This window comes from Hydrogenobaculum sp. 3684 (assembly GCF_000213785.1).
Classification (GTDB): domain Bacteria; phylum Aquificota; class Aquificia; order Aquificales; family Aquificaceae; genus Hydrogenobaculum.
Window position 1 is genome coordinate 1004128 of the sequence record NC_015557.1, and the last position, 20223, is coordinate 1024350.

18 protein-coding genes, 1 tRNA gene and 1 CRISPR repeat array (1 of these 20 only partly in view) are annotated in these 20223 nt (G+C 32.7%); of the genes, 6 read left to right on the forward strand and 13 right to left on the reverse strand.

All coding sequences use genetic code 11. The features are described from left to right. Positions 1-28: 28 nt before the first annotated feature. The 3 genes from hisC (at position 29) to HYD3684_RS05465 (ending at position 1611) form a co-directional block, all read left to right on the forward strand. The gene (gene hisC / locus HYD3684_RS05455; protein ID WP_015419678.1) at positions 29-1105 is read left to right on the forward strand and encodes a histidinol-phosphate transaminase; all 1077 of its coding nucleotides are present in this window, start codon (positions 29-31) and stop codon (positions 1103-1105) included. Continuing rightward, positions 1098-1433, forward strand: a complete 336-nt coding sequence (locus HYD3684_RS05460; RefSeq protein ID WP_015419679.1) for a helix-turn-helix domain-containing protein — start codon at positions 1098-1100, stop codon at positions 1431-1433. The genes hisC and HYD3684_RS05460 overlap by 8 nt, the downstream gene beginning before the upstream one ends. Positions 1434-1521: 88 nt before the next feature. Next, positions 1522-1611 (forward strand) — tRNA-Ser (locus HYD3684_RS05465). Positions 1612-1645: 34 nt separating this feature from the next. On the opposite strand, the gene HYD3684_RS05470 is transcribed toward HYD3684_RS05465, so the two are convergent. Next, positions 1646-2341 carry a hypothetical protein gene (locus HYD3684_RS05470; RefSeq protein ID WP_015419680.1) on the reverse strand — a complete coding sequence of 232 codons (696 nt, stop codon included), beginning with the start codon at positions 2339-2341 and terminating at the stop codon, positions 1646-1648. A gap of 58 nt (positions 2342-2399) precedes the next feature. Continuing rightward, on the reverse strand, positions 2400-2585 hold the full coding sequence (locus tag HYD3684_RS05475) for a S24 family peptidase (RefSeq protein ID WP_041112961.1): 186 nt from the start codon (positions 2583-2585) through the stop codon (positions 2400-2402). Positions 2586-2653: 68 nt separating this feature from the next. Here HYD3684_RS05475 and HYD3684_RS05480 point away from each other — a divergent pair, with 68 nt between their 5' ends. Both HYD3684_RS05480 and HYD3684_RS05485 read left to right on the forward strand, forming a co-directional pair. Beyond that, entirely contained in the window at positions 2654-3898 is a 1245-nt protein-coding gene (locus HYD3684_RS05480; RefSeq protein WP_015419681.1) for an adenylosuccinate synthase, read from the forward strand. 87 nt (positions 3899-3985) lie between these two features. Further along, on the forward strand, positions 3986-4171 hold the full coding sequence (locus HYD3684_RS05485) for a hypothetical protein (protein ID WP_015419682.1): 186 nt from the start codon (positions 3986-3988) through the stop codon (positions 4169-4171). A 97-nt stretch (positions 4172-4268) separates the two neighbouring features. Here the strand turns inward: HYD3684_RS05485 and HYD3684_RS05490 are convergent, their stop codons facing one another. The 8 genes from HYD3684_RS05490 to HYD3684_RS05525 form a co-directional block, all read right to left on the reverse strand. After that, a complete protein-coding gene (locus HYD3684_RS05490; RefSeq protein WP_015419683.1) occupies positions 4269-7154 on the reverse strand; it encodes a DUF2309 domain-containing protein in 2886 nt (961 codons plus the stop codon). Next, positions 7151-7879: a hypothetical protein gene (locus tag HYD3684_RS05495; RefSeq protein ID WP_015419684.1), complete on the reverse strand. Its 729-nt coding sequence runs from the start codon at positions 7877-7879 to the stop codon at positions 7151-7153. Before HYD3684_RS05495 ends, HYD3684_RS05490 begins: the two co-directional genes overlap by 4 nt. Before the next feature lie 10 nt (positions 7880-7889). Next, positions 7890-9479 carry a proton-conducting transporter membrane subunit gene (locus HYD3684_RS05500; protein ID WP_015419685.1) on the reverse strand — a complete coding sequence of 530 codons (1590 nt, stop codon included), beginning with the start codon at positions 9477-9479 and terminating at the stop codon, positions 7890-7892. 342 nt (positions 9480-9821) lie between these two features. Further along, positions 9822-10523: a phosphoribosylaminoimidazolesuccinocarboxamide synthase gene (gene purC / locus HYD3684_RS05505; RefSeq protein WP_015419686.1), complete on the reverse strand. Its 702-nt coding sequence runs from the start codon at positions 10521-10523 to the stop codon at positions 9822-9824. Beyond that, complete coding sequence (locus HYD3684_RS05510) at positions 10520-11101, reverse strand: tetratricopeptide repeat protein (RefSeq protein ID WP_015419687.1); 582 nt, start codon at positions 11099-11101, stop codon at positions 10520-10522. The genes purC and HYD3684_RS05510 overlap by 4 nt, the downstream gene beginning before the upstream one ends. Further along, a complete protein-coding gene (rpsT, locus tag HYD3684_RS05515) occupies positions 11088-11369 on the reverse strand; it encodes a 30S ribosomal protein S20 (RefSeq protein ID WP_012514171.1) in 282 nt (93 codons plus the stop codon). The genes HYD3684_RS05510 and rpsT overlap by 14 nt, the downstream gene beginning before the upstream one ends. A 109-nt stretch (positions 11370-11478) precedes the next feature. After that, the gene (locus HYD3684_RS05520; RefSeq protein WP_015419688.1) at positions 11479-14742 is read right to left on the reverse strand and encodes an AAA domain-containing protein; all 3264 of its coding nucleotides are present in this window, start codon (positions 14740-14742) and stop codon (positions 11479-11481) included. Further along, a complete protein-coding gene (locus HYD3684_RS05525; protein ID WP_015419689.1) occupies positions 14739-15125 on the reverse strand; it encodes a hypothetical protein in 387 nt (128 codons plus the stop codon). The genes HYD3684_RS05520 and HYD3684_RS05525 overlap by 4 nt, the downstream gene beginning before the upstream one ends. A gap of 414 nt (positions 15126-15539) precedes the next feature. On the opposite strand from HYD3684_RS05525, the gene HYD3684_RS05530 reads away from it, so the two are divergent. Continuing rightward, entirely contained in the window at positions 15540-16523 is a 984-nt protein-coding gene (locus HYD3684_RS05530) for a hypothetical protein (protein ID WP_015419690.1), read from the forward strand. Positions 16524-16784: 261 nt separating this feature from the next. On the opposite strand, the gene HYD3684_RS05535 is transcribed toward HYD3684_RS05530, so the two are convergent. From HYD3684_RS05535 to HYD3684_RS05545, 3 genes are all read right to left on the reverse strand, one after another. Continuing rightward, positions 16785-17384, reverse strand: coding sequence for a hypothetical protein (locus tag HYD3684_RS05535; protein WP_015419691.1), 600 nt, complete (start codon positions 17382-17384; stop codon positions 16785-16787). A gap of 126 nt (positions 17385-17510) precedes the next feature. Then, positions 17511-18161: a tetratricopeptide repeat protein gene (locus HYD3684_RS05540; protein WP_015419692.1), complete on the reverse strand. Its 651-nt coding sequence runs from the start codon at positions 18159-18161 to the stop codon at positions 17511-17513. Between the two features lie 541 nt (positions 18162-18702). Then, positions 18703-19650 carry an Rpn family recombination-promoting nuclease/putative transposase gene (locus tag HYD3684_RS05545; RefSeq protein ID WP_015419693.1) on the reverse strand — a complete coding sequence of 316 codons (948 nt, stop codon included), beginning with the start codon at positions 19648-19650 and terminating at the stop codon, positions 18703-18705. A gap of 110 nt (positions 19651-19760) precedes the next feature. Next, positions 19761-20223: direct repeats of the CRISPR family, unit length 30 nt; unit sequence GTTTCAATCCCCTATAGGTACAAACAAAAC; it runs 34 nt beyond the window's last position.

Below are 20223 nucleotides of genomic sequence, written 5' to 3' on the forward strand. Positions count from 1 at the left end.
TAAATATTATAAATGCTATAATAAAAAGATGTTTAGCAAGAGAATTAAGCTTTTAAAAGCCTACAAAACCGAGACAACACCTTGTCATATAAAACTCTCTTCCAACGAAAACCCTTTTGATTTGGAGGAGTCTGTAAAGTTAGAGCTTTTAGAGGTTATAAAAAATATAGAGTTCAACAGATATCCAGATCCCCATGCTACAAAACTAAGACAAACCCTATCCAAACTTTATGAGGTAGAACCAGAAAACATAATGGTTTGCAACGGCTCAGATGAAGCCATCCAATATCTTATGCTTGGTATAGGAGAACTTGATGAAGGGGCACTGATACCGCGTCCTACGTTTCCCATGTATGAGGTTATAGCAAACGCTTTGGGAAAACCCATATACGATGTGGATTTGGATGAAAATTTTCAAATGAACAAACAAACCCTTCAAAAAGCCATTGAGAAAAAACCCTCTATCGCTTTTATATCAAATCCAAACAACCCCACCGGAAACTTGTTTAAGGATGAAGATATAGCACTTATAAGAAAACATACTTTTACAGTCGTAGATGAAGCTTATTATGATTTTTGTGGTAAAACTTATATAAAAGATGCTATAAAAGATGACAACATAGCAGTTATGAGAACTTTATCCAAAATAGGCCTTGCTTCTTTGAGAGTTGGGGCTTTGATAGGCACAAAAGAGTTTATAAGAGAAATATCTAAACTAAAGATGCCTTTTAACGTATCCTCCACATCCCAAGCTATAGCAGATTACATTGTTTCAAACCACATAGATAACATCAAAAACCAAATAAAAGTTTTAACAGATGAAAGACATAGGCTAAAAGAAGCCCTTTCTGAGATAAAAGGTATAAAAGTGTATGATTCTTGTGCAAACTTTTTCCTAATAAAAGTAAACGATGCAGATTTTATTCATAAAAGCCTCATACAAAAAGGTATTTTGACAAGGAACATATCTTACCTTCCAAACCTTGAAAACCATATAAGGATAAGTATCGGTAAAAAAGAAGAAAACGACGCTCTTATAAACGCTTTAAAAGAAATAGCTCAACAAGTCTACCACGATAACAAGTCTACCACGGTCTATGAGTGAAGAATGCCCAGTTAGTATAACGTTAAATATATTAAACGGCAAATGGAAACTTCTTATTATAAAAGAACTACTCACAGGCAAAAAGCGTTTTTCGGAGCTAAAAAAGTCTATGCCAGAAGTAACTCAAAAAATGCTCACAAAACAACTAAGAGAGTTAGAATATTATGGTCTTATAGAGAGAAAAATATATCCTGAAATCCCCCCGAAAGTAGAATATTCTCTTACGCCTCTTGGAGAGAGTTTAAAACCCGTCTTAGATGTGTTGCATAAATGGGGTGAAGAGTATAGAGCGACAACTTCGCATTTCAAAGCTAACGAACAGGTATAGGCGCTCCATAGCTCAGAGAGCGGCCGTTGGAACAATGTTAAAAACTATAAAAACTTCTTCAAACTTCTGATAAAATAATATAATCCTAGGAGAGGTGGCTGAGTGGCCGAAAGCGGGTGATTTGAAATCACTTGTGGGTTGACGCCCACCGGGGGTTCGAATCCCTCCCTCTCCGCCATAAAATCCTGCTTATATATTGCAATTTTGCAGTGTTATTGAACGCTTATCATAACGTATTGTATATGTTTATTGCCTGGTGAAATATATTCAGAATGAATATTAAGTGTGTACTTTTTATTGCCAGATGCTATTACAGTCATATTTTTGATATCGCATTCCCTTTCTATGCATTTGTGCCTAAGAGACTCAATAAATTCTTCTTCACTTGGTTTCTTGATGTCATAGATATGATAAAAAGCGTCAATAATAGAACGCCCTGCTTTATCTTCAGTAGATAAACATTCTTTACTTCCCAAATTTCTTGCAAGCCGCATTCCTATGAAACAGTTCACAGTAAAGACACCATCGCTTATATCTCCTACATCAACGGTAAGAGTAGTGTTTTTGTAAGGAAATTGTATGATAGCATCATTGTTTCCGCCACCTATCGTAGCTTCAGGGTAGTTTTGTTTGTAAAAGGATACCACAGCTTTTTTCAGATCCGTTCCTGAAATGCTGGATGCTTGAGTTTGTTTAGCTTCTTGTTGATTAGATGTCTGCACTGTTGATTGTGTAGTATTGCCCGTCATCAACGCCGAACCAATAACCATGACAATAAACCCACCAATCCTAAATATCCATTTGTGGTTTCTGAACATCTCTAACTTCTTTGCATCGGCTTCATTTTTCGGTTTTACAAACGTTCCTATGAAAAGCACAAACCCTACGATAAGAAGAATTAAGCCCATAATTTACCCCCTTACAAAAATTATACTACTTTTTCCTACCATCCCTGCAATTTTGCACTCACAACTTCCGTCTTGCTATCACTTCTTGACCAGTCCCAATGATCCTAAAACCCTCGTTTGGATGGATAGGTTCATAATCTGGATTGTTTGATATGAAAGCGATGCCGTTTTTGCCTTTATAGATTCTCTTCACATACAGCTCTCCCTTATCATCTCTGACAATGACAATTTTCTTGTTCGGCAAGTCTCTAGCATCGTTGTAAAAATACTTTGCTATGATAATAAAGCTTTTTCTGATATAATTAATAGGTTATGGAAAAACTGGTTATAGTTGGTGCTCAATGGGGTGATGAAGGAAAAGGCAAGATAGTGGATTTGCTATCAAAAGACTATGAAACGGCGGTGAGATATCAAGGTGGAAACAACGCAGGTCATACTGTTATAGTAGAAGGCAAAAAATATATCCTTCATCTTGTGCCCACTGGCATACTTCACAAGCATACAAAAGGCATAATAGCCCAGGGTATGGTTATAGACCTTGAAGTTTTAAGCAAAGAGATAAAAGATCTTGAGGCTTTGGATATTGAGAATAGACTTTTTATAAGTGATAGGGCTCATATAATCCTTCCTTATCATAAAATTTTAGATAGGCTTTTTGAAAAAAAATCAAACATAGGTACAACTTTAAAAGGCATAGGCCCCACATACATGATGAAGTACGCCAGAAAAGGCATAAGGATGGTAGATTTAAAAGATGAAGACATATTTTACAGCAAACTCGAAGAAAATCTCGAATTCACAAAAGAACTATGTGAGAAAGTTTACAACGAAAGCTTTGATTTAAACAAAGACAAAGTTGCAGAAGATATTTTTAGGCTTTTTAAACCTATAGAAAAAAATATTAAAAATACGTTTAGGCTTATACAGACCTCAAAAAGCGTGATATTTGAAGGGGCTCAAGGGGTTATGCTTGATATAGATATAGGTACATACCCTTATGTAACCTCTTCCAACTCATCAACGCTTGGTCTTTCAAACGGTACAGGACTTCATCCAAAATATTTCACCGATGCTAAGTTTGTGGGTGTTTCAAAAGCTTACACTACAAGGGTAGGAGCCGGTCCTTTTCCTACAGAGCTAAAAGATGAGATAGGAGATGCCTTAAGAGATTTTGGGCATGAGTATGGTTCTACCACCGGAAGACCAAGAAGATGTGGATGGCTTGACCTTGTGGCCTTAAAATACGCTTGCGATACCAACGGCTTTGATGAAATAATACTTACAAAATTAGATGTCTTAGACAATTTTGATGAGATAAAGGTTTGTATAGCCTATGAAAACTTTGAAGATTTTCCGTCCTCTTTGAAAGATATGGAAAACGCAAAGCCTATTTACAAGACATTAAAAGGCTGGAAAACCAACACAAAAGCGGCAAGAGATAAAAGCAAACTTCCAAAAGAGGCCTTAGATTATATAATGTTTATAGAGGATTATCTAAATACAAAAGTATCGATGCTTTCTACTGGCCCAGCCAGAGAAGATTACTTATACTTGTAATATAAAATATTTTTAGTTTTCATCAAATTTTCATCTTTTTTTTATTATATTAAAAACTATCAAAACTTTTATAGGAGGTTAAGAGCTATGAAGAAGTTCTTATCAATGCTTTTGGCAGGTATGTTTGCAGTATCACCAATGGTGATGGCAGCAGAGAAGAAAATGGAACACAAACCAGTGCACAAGAAGATGGTGCACAAAAAATGGCACAAGAAGTGGCATAAAAAAGTAGCCCACAAAAAATGGCACAAAAAAGTAGAGCACAAGAAGTGATATAAATCCTCTCATTTTCTGGCCCCGATGTTATTTCGGGGCTTTTAAAAAAATTAAAAACTCACCTGCCCTACCCCCTCCGCTTTATTAAAAACTATTAAGCTGTCGTTTGTGAGCCTTGTTCAAACACTGTTATGACTTCTTTGTTCTTTATGGTGAAAGCAGATCCTTTTGTTTTATCTATTATGATTACTCTTGTCCATTCGTTTAATACAAGCTCTAAGGCTTTTGGTACACTCTTGGCGGCTTCCATAACCTTCTCAATAGGAGCTTCTACAAATACAAGAAGCCTCATTGGTTCGTGGTATGGTTTCCCATCCACATACACTGTTTGATAGGGAAGACCAGTTCTTAGATCGCCGTAGTTTCCTGTCCAAACGCCAACTTTTCCCACTACGTTGTGATACACCTTAGAACCAGCTCCTAATTTTTCGTTATCTGTAGTGGAAAAATAGTATTCTAAGTTTATCCACTCACCGATGAGATAAGGACCAGCCAATATGTTTTTCAATATAGAACCATCTTTGTCTATCTCCCAATCGTAAGATTGCATGAAAACCCTATTTTTGAGTGCTAAATTTTGAGTGCTAGAGCGTTTTCCTACGTAAGCTCCCATGTTTTTGGATAATCCCCATTCTGGTCTTGTTTCAGACCAATCTATAGCTCTTATAAATATTTTTTCAGGGTTATCAGCGTAAGGAAGCATCTTTGCTCTTTCTTCTCTTGTTTTTTGAGAAGCCAATTTAAAATCTTCTAAGACCTTGTTTAAGTATGCTCTATGAGTTTCCGGCACAAAATCCAAATCGTAAAGCTCTAACTCATCTGTGGTGGTATCGTGAATACCAGGTATAAACACAGTATCCTCTGGTATAAAAATACCTTTTAGAGCAAGAGCTTCTTTAACATCTCTTTTATTTGCTATTCTAGCTAAGACTCTTACGTTTGCAAGACCGTTGTTGCCTCCGCAGGCACCGCAGTCAAGGGCAGACTCAAAAGGATTGTTATCAGAAGTGCTTCCGTGTCCAAACAAGAATACAAACTTAGGAAAATCTTTGGTAAAACCTATGAGTTTTAAAAAGTTGTACACCAAGCTAACTTGCTCTTCTGGTGTATATCCTATCATAGATAGCTTTTGCTTTTGGAATTCGTAAGCTTCTTTTGTGACGTTGTATTTGGTTTTTAAAAGCTCCAAAAATTTGGCATCAAAAGATGCTTTTTCGTTTAATATAGTGTTTAGTATTTCAAGGGCGTCTTTGTATTTTAAGTTTTTCTTATAGGCTTCATGATAGGCTTCTTGTATCTTTTCTACAAAAAATCTTTTTGCATACTCTTCAATCTCTTGTTCAGAAAGTTTGTCTATGGTAAAGGTAGTGTCTGGTTTTTGAGCTTTTACATTCTTCATCAGCTTTTGAGTAAGTCCAGGGAAAAGCGTTTTACCAAACAAATTAATTCCAAAAAGCCATCCCATTGCCTCCACCATGAAAAATGGTGTATATGGGTTATTTTTAAGAGATTCTAAGATCTTCTTAAAAGTATAATTGATATTTTTCTTTTGTTCATATTCTTTATGGCTGTCCTTTGGAAGTTCTAGGATAATCTTCTCTGGTTTCATGATAACAGGGCAAGAGTATATTTCATGTCCTTTGTCAAACTCTATAAAAGCTATAGGAGTACCAAAAAATCCAGCCACTCCGTAGGTGTTGTAATGTCCAAACCTCTCTAAATTTCTTCTTATGGCCTCTGATCTTACATCTATGCAAAATATCGCAGTAGCTAAATTTGATTTTAATTCTCTTTCTTTTGCCATTAAAAACTCTTTTGAAAGATCTTTTATGTAAGAGTCTTCCAAAGATACAAGCCATATATATCCCACTTCCTCTTCTAAAAACTCCACAAGTTCAATCAACGCTTTTGGGTTGTCCAAATAAAGACTCATAGCATATATTACATTTTGAAGAAGAGATGCCCTTTGAACTTCTCTGTAGTTTAAATACTCTTCAAATATCGCTTTATAATCTTTGCCAAGCTCAATTTCGTCCAAAAACTTTGGATATAACATGTTTTTGGCTTTTAAAAGCTTTAAAACCACATAATAGGGATTTTTTGAAGCAAAATCTCTAAACGCATCGAAGTTTTTTATTGGTGCTTTTTTTAGGTATTTGTGCTCAAAATAAAGCCTTATAGCAAGATACGCCATCATAGAAGATGGGTATTTTATCTGGAAGTAGTAGTCTTGTGCTTCACTTCTATACTTTATGAAAGATGACCAACCAAAATCTTTAACAAAATGGTTTAATATATATCTTTCAATGTCGCTTGGATTTAAAAAGTTTATATGCTTTTCTACAAAAGATTCTTCATCAAGGGTTTCTTTTATACCTTCGTATAGTTTAAAAGCCTCAAACATGCCCCTTTCTCTTTCTGGCATAGACATGGTGGTTTGGCCTTCGTCTAAAAATCTTGCTATAAATTCCACTATCTCTTTCTCTATAATGTCTGTATAGTTTTTGTCAAACACTGCATCTACTATTTCGCAAAGGATCATATCTTCACAAAGTTCTTCTATAAGCCCCAATACACCTTTTTGATAATACGTTGTCGATATGTTATCTTTGGTTTTAACATGTTTAAGTATAGCTTCATCTAAGTCTTTTGGTACTTTTTTATACTCATCTAAAGATGGGCTTATATCCACCATAAAGGTTTTTGCTTCTTGAAAATAATTTTCAAGTCCTATTTTTCTTAGTTCTTCCAACAAATTTTCTTCAAAAACATCCTTTTTGATAATACCATCCTTGTAGAGTTCTACGTAGTAAGAAGAAGGCATGTATACTTTTGCTTTAAAAAGCTTTGAGGCTTTTTTAAGGCCTTCTCTAAAAGGCATATCCTCAAAACCCATAAGAGGATTTCTAGATATGAATGTGGTCATTGGCCAATAATAGGGAATAAGCTTCACCGCGTTTTCAAAAGCTACTCTTATCATAACAACACCTCCATCAAGCTGTAAAAACCTACAACGGTTAACACTGAAAAAACCAAGCTAAACACAAAAACATAGCCTTGTCCTATATCTTTGTAGTTTACCAATGGGTTTGGTTTACCAAACAAAGAGCTATTTATTATCCTAAAAGCCATAAAAAAGTTTGCAAAGAATAACCAAACTACTATCAAATACCCATCAAGATGTAAGCTTGATTTTAATATATTTGAAGTAATTATCAAAGCGTTTGCAAAAGGAGGATAAAGCCCAAGGTTCATAAGAGAAAGTCTTAAGAATAAAGCAAGTTTTGGAGCTTTTAGTACGATACCGGTAATAGCGTCTATGTTGGCGCTGCCAAAGGTTTTATCCATATAATAGCCTACAAGGTAAAGAGAGAATGCGCTGAAAACAAGAGAACCAAAGTAAAGTTCAAACATCCATTTATCTTTAAAGATAAAAAGCGCCACAACGTTTACAAATACAAAGTAGTAACTAAGTTTTATAAGGTTTGAAGTTCTATAGGACAATAAAAACGTAAGCGCTGATGTTATAAATGCCATAAGCTCAAGAGCTTTGTAGATGGCGCTTGTAGCCGTTGGGTCATCGAAGTGGTAGATAAAAAGCCCCATAAGCGGCAGCCCTAAAAACAACATGCTGTAGGTCTTGAAGTTTTTGCCAAAAAGATAGTAGGGTAAAATACCCATCATAGTCAATGCTAAGTAGTACATAAATACCTCCTTATAAAAGCTTAAAATACCTTATTAAAATATCTGGTAAGAAAAATCCTCTGGAGAAGATTTTATAAAAAGTCCATTTTAGCTTTTCATACCTTGTGCCAGAAGCATCTTTGTAAGATTGATAGTATATGATAGCCCAACCAAAAACTATAACACCTATAAGTAAAGCAAGTAATATAAGAAGGTAAGGTATAGATAGATTAGCAGCTTTGTAAAACTCTACGTATTTGGGCCCATAGAGGTATTCTTCAAATGTAGTACCCATAAACTCGTAGGTTAAAACTATAAATACAAAAGATACTATAAGACCTAAGATAGTTTTTAAAGATGTATTTTTAGAAACCTTAAAAAACGATAGGAAAAGCTGGGCACTGGTGAGCCAACCAAAAGCTAAGAATATAATACCAGCTTGGAATTGAAATTGAACTCTATTTATCAAAAACTCTATAAGTGTAAAAAGCACTATAGGTATTATGGTAAATATAGCTACAATCTCACCTATGGTTTTTCTGTTTTCCTCAGTTTCTTCTGAGAAAAGCTTGTAAGAGAGATTTTTTGGTATGTTTGGATCTTTTCTGGCAAGGTGTATGACGTTACCAGACTCTAAAAACAAAGAAGCTTTAAATATACCATGTACTATGAGGTGATAGATTGCTACGCTAAAAGCTCCTATACCAACTTCCATTATCATATATCCCATTTGTCCTACTGTAGAATAACCCAAAGAGCGTTTTATATCTGGTTTAGAGAGCATCACCACAGAAGCGGCTATAGCGGTTAATATGCCAAAGAAAAACGCGGTATTCAAAGCAATTGAGGAAGATAGATAAAGGTAAGCTATTTTGTTCAAGAGTATACCACCAGCGTTTACTATACCAGCATGCATTAGGGCTGAAACTGGAGTTGGAGCTTCCGATGTGTAAGGAAGCCAAAAGTAAAAAGGTATAATAGCTGATTTTGCCATTGCAGAAGCCACAAACAAGAGGGCTATTGCATTTACAACAGTGCTATGCTCTATGTTGGTTTGCCATATGTGATATAGCGTTTGAAGGTTTAGCGTATGATAGACTTTGTATGTTAGTATCGTCCCTAACAAGAAAAAGAAATCTCCTATTCTATGCACCGTGATAGCCCAAGAGCCAAACCTTACTGCATCTTTTGACTCCACCCTAAAAGATATCAAGAAGTAAAGGCTAAGGCTTAGTATTTGCCAAGCTATAAACATTACAATGAGGTTGTTTGCCATTATCATAAAGTATATGGAGCTAAAAATAAAGTTTAGTATTATAAAAAACCTCTTATAACCTTTTTCGTCCCACATGTAGTTTGAAGCGTACTTTCTTATAACAAGCCCTATGATGGCCACATAAGGCACCAGTATAGAGGCCAAATGATCAAACACCAAGGTGTTGTAAAACCCTATTATCACCTTGTGAAACATAAACTCATAAGCGGTACCTATAAGGCTTATAATGGCTATAAGCCCTGAAAAGAACATACTGATTCTTGGTATCGCCCTCTTATCATCCACAAAGGATATCAAAGCGGCAATAACAAGCGGAATAAATGGTATGGATACCACTATTTCCATAGACTTTACCTCCTTTTTGGTTTGTAAAAATCTATACTTATAAGATCTTTTGTCAATAGTTTAAATATGATTTGACACATTGTCATAACCTCTTTTTGCCTTTAAAATTAAGCAGCCCGCTTTTGATATAAAACATTTTTTATGATATATATCGTGTTATAATTGTAAAATCAAAAAACTTATTTTACAAAATATTTAACCTTTTTAAGTTAAACTGCCTTTGAATTAAATAAATTAACATCAAAAATAAAAACCAAAATGCGGAAAATTAAAAATATTTTTAAACAAAAGTTTTTATTACAAAATCAGCAAGAGATTTATGCTTTAAAACGCTTTGTATTTTTATGAATGTGTTTTTATACGCTCTAAGATTTTAAGATAGCCCTCTTTTAGATCCCCAAGGTCAAACCTAAACCTATCTTTGTCTAATTTTTCGCCGGTTTTTTTGTCCCAAAGTCTGCAGCTATCTGGAGATATTTCATCTATTAATATTATCTCGCCGTCTTTTGTTTTACCAAATTCAAGTTTGAAATCTACAAGTATTATATCAAGCTGATCAAAGAACTCTTTTAAAACATCATTTACCTTCAAAGCGGTTTGTTTCATAAATGTTATGTCTTCTTCGGTGGCAAGATTGAGAAGTTTAACGTGTTCTATACATATAAGAGGGTCGTGAAGCTCATCGGATTTGTAAAAAAGTTCTACCAGCGGCGGGTTTAAAGATGTACCTTCTTTTATGCCAAGTCTTTTGGTTAGGCTTCCAGCAGCTATGTTTCTTACCACCACTTCTACATCTATGCGGGTTGCTTTTAAAACAACCATAGAGTTTTCAGATAGTTTTTTTATAAAATGTGTTTTTATATTTCTGGCTTTTAAAAGCTCAAAAATAAAAGATGTTATTTCTAAATTTATATGTCCTTTACCAGATATGTTGTCTTTTTTTATGGCGTCAAAAGCGGTAACATCATCTTTAAATGTTATTATGTAAGTGTCTTGGTCGTTTTCATAGACTATTTTAGCCTTGCCTTCATAGAGTTTGTTCATGATTCTAACATCGATATTCTAAGAGAGGCTACGTTTGCATAATAGCTTTTTGGAAACGCTTTTATTATATCGTTGTAAACTGTTATAGCTTTTACTTTGTCGTTTAACTTTTCATAAGCTTCGGCTTCCAATAGTAAGGCAGAAGCTTTGTTGAAAGCGTTGTTTGGGATGGTGTTTAGTATGCTTACGGCTTGTTGGTATTTACCTTCTTTGTATAGCCCATAAGCTGCCCTTTCTTCGTATAAGAATTTAGCAGGCAATGTTTTTGCTTTAGATGAAATATCTTGAGACAAAGCAACGTCGTTCACAGGCAAGTTTGCCAACGTGGATATACCTATTTCATAAGACATCGCCAAAAGCGCCATAGGACTTTTCTTATAATGGGTTGCCACAAACTGGGCTTGGTTTAGGGCTCCTTGATAGTTTTTTTGTTGCAAAAGCTCATCTACTTTTGATAGTTGATAGCTTGCAGCTTCGTTGTACTCTTTTTCATGGTTTTTAAGAAAATAAAAACCTATGGCCACAAATATAGCTGTGATGCTAAGGGATAAAATAGTGTATATTTTATTTTTGCTCATTGGATGCCAAAGCCTTGTTTAAAAGTTGTGTAACTCTCGATACTCTTCTGGCCGCTTCGTTTTTGTGTATAGAACCCTTAGCGGCTGCGTGCTGGATCATACTTACCACAAAAGGAAGTTTGGCTTTGGCGGTTTCCAAATCTTTGGCTTGTATGAGTTTCTTAAAATTTCTTATGGCAGTTTTCATCCTTGATACATGCAACGCATTTATCTCTCTTCTTCTTTCATCTCTTCTAGCTCTTTTAGCAGCCTGTCTTTTGTTGGGCATCTAAAACCTCCTTTAAAAATTAATATTATATTATAACAAACAATTTATACAAATGCACAAGTTCAATAAGTCGTAGACATATAAACCGTGGTAGACTTATAGAGCTTAGTTAAGTGGTTAAGTTTTCTACTAGTTCCTTTTTAATTCTTTCTAACTCTTCTCTCATAATAGGATTGCTTGAATCTAACCATCCGTTAATATACCACCTATAATATGGTGTATGAATTACTTTCCACCCAGCTCTTTTTAACCTTTCTGCTCTTTCTATGTGCCAATCAGCATAATTAATACTTTGTAAACCAGATTGTTCATAGTGATAAGGTCCATCAGCTTCCAATGCAATAAATTTTTTGTTTTTTCTATTATGCAATACAAAATCCAATCTATAACCACAAGTTTCATATTGATTGTATATTCTTATATCTGAGTGGTAATTTTTATTTATCTCGTTTACTATATCTTTTAAATAATTATAAACAAATTCCTCTAATTCTGATTCAAATTTAGATTTATCTAGGTGAGCATTTTCTGTATCTATATTTTTTCTATCTACATTCTCTATACTTTCAAAGTGTACTATGTATTCCTTAGTCAAATGGAAGTTTTCAGGAATTCCACCATAAACTAAAAACGTAAAATATTTTGCTCTACTTGTAGCAACATTAAATCTATTTTTATTTTCATAATGGTTTTTACTTCTTGTGCATGTCTCATCTAAAGCAAGTGATATAATCATTACATCTTTCTCATGACCCTGAAACTCTTCTGGTGTTCCTATAAGTATATCTTCATAGCCATATTCATAACTTCTAATCTTCAACCTCACCACTTGATCCCTTGTAAATGATAATACCCCTATTGAAAAATTTTCTGGAACATAATCTGGTAAAACAACGTCCTCATATCTTCTATTTCTTTTTAGACTTTCAATAATTTTAAAAACTTCATCTATTTCTTCTTCAACAACATTAAATTTTAAATGCCTTTTACCGTTAACTTTGATACTTTTAAATGCTTTATCTTCTAAATTGGGATTTTTTGTCATAATATAAATCTTATTTTCATAAAATTTCTTTGAAGTAAAGCTTGCCGAAGGATAAACTGACCTAAAATGTTCGTTTAACATACTTTGAGCTTCTGCACTTATGTAGTTAAAAGATTCTCTGTTCGAATCTTTATCAGAATCATCTGAAACTAAAAAATCTAAAATAGAAGATTTTGTTAATATTAAATCTCTTCTTTTTGCTTGTTCATAATCTATCTTATTTGGTTTAAATTTTTCCCATGTATACCTATCAAGTTTTCCACCAATAGAAAATCCTAAACCTGTAGCCTCAAGGCTTAGCTGTTTATGGTCTCCAACTACACAAATATGCTTACCTCTATAAAATACCGGAATTATTTGAGCTAAATTTACCTGAGAGGATTCATCAACTACAACGATATCAAATAAGTTTGGCTTCATAGGTAGTATTCTGTCTACGTTTGGAATATCTACAATCCAAATATTAAAAATTTCCAAAATATTTTCATAATTAACTTTTTCTTGTACATTCTTTAATAAACGATCTTTTACCCAATGAAAAACATTCTTAAATTTGGCTAAATTATTTTTATATTTTTGTGCATTTTCATAAATCTTAAGTAATAGCTTTAAATTTACTAACTCTTTTGAAACTTGCATTAATTGGCTTTTTATATGGTTTATCCGATTGACTAAATTCTGTATATCTCCAAATGATAAAATCTTACTTTTTGTATCTTGAATTTTATTATAATCATAAATTATTTTTATCAGAGAATCTAAGAATAAAGATTGGCTAATATTTAAAAATTTCTTAAGCTCAAGCTCTTTGTGATAGTTTTTTAAAAATCTATAAAGAAATACTTTTCTTAACTGCAAAAGTCTTGTATTTCCATATCCTTCTAATACTTTAAAAGTATTTTTATGAAGATTTAGCTCTTCAATTTCTATGCATTTTAAGTGATTGAGGTAATTTTTGATATTAAAAAATCCTCCCTCAAAAAACTTGACTTCATCATTCAAATCTTTTCTTATAGAGTAATATTTATTTTCCAATGCAAGATATTTTTTATAATTTTTCTCTAATTCTTTTAACTCATTAATGTAATCTATTGCTCTTTCTTCCAAGTATCTTAATCTTTCTTTTAAATCGTCTTTTATATTTAATCTCTCAACAGCTCCTACATTTTCCTTCATTTTTCTTTTGTGCTCATCATAGTAATAAATAAACGGAATAATGTTATTTTTTTCTAAAATTTCTGTTAACTTTTCAAACAGAACCTTAATAGCCGGTGGTTTTTGAGAAACGATTAGAATTTTTTTATCAAGTAAAATAGACAATAAAGCCAATGCAGTTATAGTATGGCTTTTACCAGTTCCCGGAGGTCCTTGTATATAAGAAATTTCGTAATTTATAGCATTCTCAAGAGCTTTTTTCTGACTTTCTGAAAGTTGCAAAGGAGTTAAATATTCATAGTCTTCAAGTTTAAAATTGTCAACTTTCTCTAAGTTAATCTTTTCTTCAAAGGCTGATACAAAAAGTTTTTTTAGTGTGCTGTTTTTAAAATCTCCTTCTTCATTTATTTCTTGAATTAACAATTCTAAAGATTTGTAAGTTGATAGTTCAGAAGGAAAGTTATTGACAAAAAAATAATTTCTATCTAAATAAACGCTTTCTTTTTTATAGAATATCTCTTTTACATTTTTGTTTTCTATTGTAATGTCTTGTTCAATTTTAATGTTAAATGCTTCAGGAATTTTCAAAATAGCTTCTTTTGCAAGAGTCTTTAAACCAAGCAAATTATTTGTTTCTTCAAGTTTTTCTTCTAAGGTTTTTATAAAGTATACTGCTTGTTCTAATTGGATAGAGTTTTCGTTATCTTCTAAATTTTCAGATATGTTATTAAAAAGATCATAATTTATATATGAGTTTTCAAAATAAATAGATATACTTTTACCTTCCTTATCTTCTTCTATATCTAAGTTAACTATAAAAATAGGTCCAAAGGCTTTATTGGTATAACTTCCATTCTCTTTTATTACATATTTTAATAATCCAATACCTAAAAATATTGCTTGATTTGAATTATTAATTTCTATAAGCTTTTGCCTTAAGTACCAATATAATTTTCCATCTACTTCTTTATTAGCTCTATAAATTTCTCCTATGTCAATTCTATAAATTTCTCCTATGTCTAAGTTTTTATCAAAGTAGAAAAAAGTATTTTCAAGATTTTTATTTCTTGGTTTAGATTTAACAAGATTTCCAAAATCAACTCCAACACCGATTTTTCTACTTAACTCTTTTAAATATCCAAGATAATCTAAGATATATTGTTTATCATTCATCTTAAATCTTCCTCTGTTAATGGCTCTTTAAGAAGTTTTATAATATGCTCAATTTTTTCCTCAAGTTCTTTGATTTCATTTTCATGTCGCTCTATCTTTTTATCTAGATCTAAAAACGCTTGGTTCATTGCGGTTTGAATCATATTGTTGTGTTCTTTGATTTCATTTTCATGTCGCTCTATCTTTTTATCTAGATCTAAAAACGCTTGGTTCATTGCGGTTTGAATCATATTGTTGTGATTTGATACCTCTTTGTGATGATTTGACATCTCTTCTAGTATTAAACTTTTGTCTTTCTCAAGTTTCAAGTAAGTAGTAATATTTAAAGCAATTGAAATTAATAATAAAATCAAGATAACAATTAATATTATTTCAGTAGGCATATTCACCTCCTTCACACCTTTAAAAATCTGATCTGCTTATTGTGAAAGTAAGAAATCAATTTCAAAGTCTCATAAGGTTTTCCCATAACTTCACTCCTTTTATTCCTATCTGTTTATTTCAACTACTTTTAAAACTTATAATTAATTTACTCTCCTATGACTTATTATATCATATTTATTTATAAAAAATTGCACAAGTTCAATACATCGCAGACATAAGCCGTGGCAGACTTGTGGATTGTGGCAGACTTGTAGGGCGTGGTATACTTGTTTATCGTGGTATACTTGTGGATTGTGGCAGACTTGTCGTGATATTATTTTCTTTTAAGAAAACACTTATCTCAAATATGACAAACCTCTCTTTCTATGCTTTATATAGACTTATACAAAGAGTGATATAATTTTACTTAAGTTATGGATCAAGAGAATAAACATCCTCAGAAGATAGATATCACAATAAGAGATATAATTCCATCTTTTTCAGAAAGCGCATTTATAAGAATGATAACAGGTAAAAACTACAAACGTGTTTTGAACTCAGTGTTTCCAAGCACAAAAGAAAGAAGAGTAGATTTACTTTTAGAGCTTGAAGATAACTCAATACTACATATAAAATTTCAAACAAGTAATGACAAAGACATGCTTTACAGAATGCTTGAGTATTATAGCCTTATAAAGTCGCATTTTAAAGACAGGTCTCTTTATCAAAAGCTTATTTATCTTGGTGAAGATGAATGCAATATGGAAAATTCTTTTGAAGATATTGGTATTTCTTACAAATACGAGATAATAGATATAAAGTATATTCAATGCGATAGTCTAATAGAGTCTAACAATATAGCAGATATAACTTTTGCATTTCTATGCAATGTAAAAGATAGAGAAAAACTATTCAAAAAAGCTGTAGCTAAATTAAAAGAGCTGCCAAGCAAAGAAAGGTCTGATTGGTTTAAGAAGATATTGACGCTTTTAAGCATAAGACCTAAATTAAGTAAAGAGATTATAGATTTTTACGAGGAGGCACCTATGCTTGAAATAAGCCTAACTATAGACGACATAAAAGAGTGGCCTGTGGTGGGAAAGCTTGTTAAGGAATTAGAACAAGAAGCCATCTTAAAAGGAATGCTTGAAGGTGAGTTAAAAGGTAAATTAAAAGGAAAACTTGAAGGAAGGCTTGAAGGAAAGATTGAAGGAAAACTTGAAGGAAGGCTTGAAGAGAAATTAGAGGATATAAAACGTGTGATATTGACAAGATTTGGGATATTGCCAGAAGATATTGAAAATAGGCTATCTAAGATAGAGGACCTTCAAAAGCTAAATGTTATATTTGATAAATCTATTACTGCCAATAGCATTGATGAGATAGAAAAGCTGATATCTGAAACTACCAAGCGATAATACTTTAGTACAGGTTAAATACATCATAAACACATAAATCTTGCTATAATTGGGAGAGTTGAATACTTGTTTATCGTGGTATACTTGTGGGGCATGGCAGACTTGTAAACTATCTTAGCAAGCGTTCTATAACCTAAAAAGCTCTTTTCAGTCTCTTGTAGGTACATAAAAAAGCCAAACCAAAAAAGCGTAAAGGTCATCCCCTTAGGAAACACCAATCACCATTCAGATAGCTTTCTTATTATACTAATGGTTTTTTCTTTATGGTAATCCTATGCCTAACTGCTTTACCAAAACATTACATACTCTCTTTGGTAAGAATTTGTTTTTATGTGGCGGATTATTATCCGTCTTATGTTCTTCTACAAGTTTATATGGGAAGTAGGCAGTTTCATAGTTGCAATGATATTCTGGATCATGATATGTCCCACCATCTATACCTAAAGCTTTAGTCCAGAATCCATCTTTATAGAATCCTACCTTGACTGGATACCTTTTAACATTCCAAGGATGTGAAAAATCTGAATCAACATATGAACCTATGTCTTCCGCAGCCTTAGTTTGTGGTTTACCATTTACACATTCCACATAAAATACTAAATAATCGACGTCTGCTTTCATTAATACCAATGCTTTATTACCTTTTGCTATATACTTTAAAAGTTTTATACTGACATCTTTATCAAGCTGCAATTTACCATTATGAAGCACGATTTCTTTGTTGCGATTATAAGAGACATAATAAAAATTTGACATGTCTTTTGTGCTAACCCCATAATCATGGTTATACGGGTTAAAGCACAACCCACTGCCAAAAGCCAAGCTTGTTAAAGCCAATGTTGCAACTAACTTCTTTAACATCTTAATACCTCCTTTTGTTTGCCTTGTTCATTTGAATTAAGCCTACTTGTAAACCATGTTGGTACATCATTCCAAGATCATTTCTTTCCATTTCATACACTTGTTTTTGATTCAATAGCCACCAAATTAGTGCTCTGATTCAAGACGTTCAAGGTTAGCTTTTGCTGGTGCATATCCCTGTTCAGCAGACTTTTTGTACCAGTACAAAGCTTTGTTATAATCCTGTGATACTCCAAAACCATTTTCATACATATATCCAAGAAGATTTTCTCCTCTTGCATTTCCCTGCTCAGCAGATTTCTTCACCCAATATAGAGCTTCGTCATAATCCTTTGGTACTCCTTTACCAAATAAATACATCCATCCAAGACCAAATTCTCCGTATGCATTTCCTCGTTCAGCAAATTTCTTCACCCAATATAGAGCTTTTCTATAATTCCGTGGTACTCCTAAACCATTGACATAAATCACACTAAGATCAAATCCTCCGTCTGCATCTCCCTGATCAGCAGCTTTCTTGAACCAATAGATAGCCTTGTCGTAATTCTTTAATGTTCCTTCACCATATAAATACAACACTCCAAGCTTAACTTCGGCTGGCGCATATCCTTGATTCGCTGCGTCTTTAAATAAAGGTAATGCTTTTTGGTAGTTTTTATTTTTATAATAAGAAAGACCTTTTTTATATTCTATTTTACTATACACGTATCTGTGAAAAACAAAACCACCAATTAAAACTAATAATATTGTTCCTCCTATAATGTAAGATTTCTTCATTTATCGCCTCTTATTGTATTTTATCTAAATGCTATTAAAATCCCCTATAAATAGATAAACTTTAATATCTATTTTTATTTTTGCAATGATATTTATCAGTTTAAATCCTCTATGTACACAAAACCATGTTTTAAATTAAGCTGCCTTTCAAGCATTGTAAATCAACGATGTTGTTATGATTGCAATTATACTTATGTCTTTTTAATATCCAAGAGCTTCAGATGAAATAAAACAAAGCCTTTACCTAAAAAGTTAAAAATGCCATGCTGGGATTTACTAAGTATAAAAAGCTCTATACACTTATTCAGTTATTAAAGTACGACCTGCTCTTAAATAAGTTTAGATAGAATATGGACAGAGTGGTTTACCACATTTCAAATTCCAGTTTTCTTAACAAATATTTTACTCACGATGTAAAAATGCCGTTGGCACACTAGAAAGATATAATCGCGTTTCAGAAATCGGTGGAGTTGTTGAAACCCACATGGTTAAGATTGAACAATTTTAATAGATTTTATAAATCATTACTAAATAGGCTAGATTATTGAATCTCTTCAATTTTAGTGGCAAGTATAACTTTCTTGAAGATATCGTTTAAAGCCTGTATATCATCTGTGTTTTCTATTTTTTCTTCAAAATCTTTTGGTAGTAACCCAAACTTGATAAGGACAGCACTCTTGATGTCATCTTTTTTAGCCTTAATTAATCCTTTTTGTAATCCTTCTTGTAATCCTTCTTGTTTGCCTTCCATTTTCCACTTTTCTGTTAGTGTCATAACTTTTTCATCACCTCCTGTTAGTTCTTTTAAAATATTTTCAACCTCTTCAGCACTGTCTTTCACAGATACAATATAATCAAGCGTTAAAAATATGCAATGAGTCGTTTCTATATAATCATGGGTTTTGATATAATCTGCTATAAGCTCAAATACCTTTATAAAGTCTTTTATGCTATCAAATATATGTTTCATTGCAAGCAAGGCCCACTGTGTGCAAAGATCTTTATGTGTTTCACTTATAATATCATCATCTGATATTTTATTTAGATCTATAAGTATATAGTTTAGCTTAGATGTGTATTTTTCTAATTTGGTATTTTTAACAATAGGTAAACATGTTGGCATATTCCATTCACCTTTTCCATGATAAAAAACGATGTTGATAATAGGAGGGTAATACTCTTTTTCTTTTATGGCTTCTTCCCAGATAGCACTGTTGTAGTATGAAAGCTGAATAGGTAGTTCTTTATCAAGATAAGATTTGTGCTCAAGTACTACCCGTATATATGCATCTTGATCTTCTACTTTGCAGCTAAAAAGTAAATCAAGCATGAACTTTTGAGATTTAGAAGAAAACTTTTCTGTATTAACGGGTGTTATAGAATGTATATCCTGTGCTATATCCTCTGCAAAGATATCAAGAAGCATCTTTAATCTTTTGGGATCTGAAAATATCTGCTTGAAAAATGTATCGTGAGGTTGTATATCCATAGATCTATTTTACTACAAATCAAAAGTATTTAAAGGATATGATTTCACAGCTTCTTAACCCAGACGGCTCAGATGAAACCAGAAATTGCTACTACTAACATTATTTACAAAAGTAAATCCCCTATAGGTACAAACAAAACTATTGATAGAGCGTATATTAGACGATATAGAAGATTGTTTCAATCCCCTATAGGTACAAGCAAAACTCTTCAAGTCGGCGTCACGCCGATATTCGAGGAGGAGTTTCAATCCCCTATAGGTACAAGCAAAACTTAAACAATGATGGTGTAAAGTCAAACTCTTTAATCAAAGTTTCAATCCCCTATAGGTACAAACAAAACAAATTAGGGAAATAATGAATCAAATATTAAAATAGTTTCAATCCCCTATAGGTACAAACAAAACTTCCTTCTTGTGTGTCGCTTTCTTGTGTGGTATCATTGTTTCAATCCCCTACAGGTACAAACAAAACACATTGACATCAAAACTAATAAAGTGCCGATTATGGAGTTTCAATCCCCTATAGGTACAAACAAAACAAGATTAAAAATTGGGGCTTTGTGATAAAAAACA

Bases quoted from the DNA above. Each gene is read 5' to 3' on its own strand.
- HYD3684_RS05500 (WP_015419685.1), bottom strand. From the start codon at position 9,479: ATGGAAATAGTGGTATCCATACCATTTATTCCGCTTGTTATTGCCGCT.
- HYD3684_RS05460 (WP_015419679.1), top strand. From the start codon at position 1,098: ATGAGTGAAGAATGCCCAGTTAGTATAACGTTAAATATATTAAACGGC.
- HYD3684_RS05495 (WP_015419684.1), bottom strand. From the start codon at position 7,879: ATGTACTACTTAGCATTGACTATGATGGGTATTTTACCCTACTATCTT.
- HYD3684_RS05485 (WP_015419682.1), top strand. From the start codon at position 3,986: ATGAAGAAGTTCTTATCAATGCTTTTGGCAGGTATGTTTGCAGTATCA.
- HYD3684_RS05530 (WP_015419690.1), top strand. From the start codon at position 15,540: ATGGATCAAGAGAATAAACATCCTCAGAAGATAGATATCACAATAAGA.
- rpsT (WP_012514171.1), bottom strand. From the start codon at position 11,369: ATGCCCAACAAAAGACAGGCTGCTAAAAGAGCTAGAAGAGATGAAAGA.
- hisC (WP_015419678.1), top strand. From the start codon at position 29: ATGTTTAGCAAGAGAATTAAGCTTTTAAAAGCCTACAAAACCGAGACA.
- HYD3684_RS05470 (WP_015419680.1), bottom strand. From the start codon at position 2,341: ATGGGCTTAATTCTTCTTATCGTAGGGTTTGTGCTTTTCATAGGAACG.
- HYD3684_RS05490 (WP_015419683.1), bottom strand. From the start codon at position 7,154: ATGATAAGAGTAGCTTTTGAAAACGCGGTGAAGCTTATTCCCTATTAT.
- HYD3684_RS05480 (WP_015419681.1), top strand. From the start codon at position 2,654: ATGGAAAAACTGGTTATAGTTGGTGCTCAATGGGGTGATGAAGGAAAA.
- HYD3684_RS05545 (WP_015419693.1), bottom strand. From the start codon at position 19,650: ATGGATATACAACCTCACGATACATTTTTCAAGCAGATATTTTCAGAT.
- HYD3684_RS05510 (WP_015419687.1), bottom strand. From the start codon at position 11,101: ATGAGCAAAAATAAAATATACACTATTTTATCCCTTAGCATCACAGCT.
- HYD3684_RS05525 (WP_015419689.1), bottom strand. From the start codon at position 15,125: ATGCCTACTGAAATAATATTAATTGTTATCTTGATTTTATTATTAATT.
- HYD3684_RS05540 (WP_015419692.1), bottom strand. From the start codon at position 18,161: ATGAAGAAATCTTACATTATAGGAGGAACAATATTATTAGTTTTAATT.
- purC (WP_015419686.1), bottom strand. From the start codon at position 10,523: ATGAACAAACTCTATGAAGGCAAGGCTAAAATAGTCTATGAAAACGAC.
- HYD3684_RS05535 (WP_015419691.1), bottom strand. From the start codon at position 17,384: ATGTTAAAGAAGTTAGTTGCAACATTGGCTTTAACAAGCTTGGCTTTT.
- HYD3684_RS05520 (WP_015419688.1), bottom strand. From the start codon at position 14,742: ATGAATGATAAACAATATATCTTAGATTATCTTGGATATTTAAAAGAG.